Source organism: Bacillus sp. SIMBA_074, from assembly GCF_046534555.1.
Classification (GTDB): domain Bacteria; phylum Bacillota; class Bacilli; order Bacillales; family Bacillaceae_G; genus Bacillus_A; species Bacillus_A mycoides.
In genome coordinates this window covers 1-252 of the sequence record NZ_JAWRYM010000908.1, presented here as the reverse complement: position 1 = coordinate 252, position 252 = coordinate 1, and the positions used below count along the sequence as shown (strand labels likewise).

Genomic DNA, 252 nt, shown 5'->3' with positions numbered 1-252 from the left:
GCCCCGGTGCAGTCGAGTGGCAATTCGGGCGATATGTGGAAGTTCACGAGGGGTGGGTGCATGCGCCGCCAAATAGCGGGTTGCCGCCAGAAGCATTGTTTCACCAGCGCGAGCGGCAAAATCATCGCTACGTATTGTCCAGCGCTCAAATTCGGCGACCGCTGCTTCATACATTTGAAACGAATGGAATTCGGCGTCCTCGCGTAATAGCGCATGGCCCAACGTATTAAGCAGGGCGTCAGGGTCGCCGCC

1 pseudogene is annotated in these 252 nt (G+C 57.9%); it reads right to left on the bottom strand.

Annotated features, from left to right (window positions below):
* Nucleotides 1-252, bottom strand: a pseudogene (locus SB773_RS33400) (Rieske (2Fe-2S) protein); the annotation flags it as partial.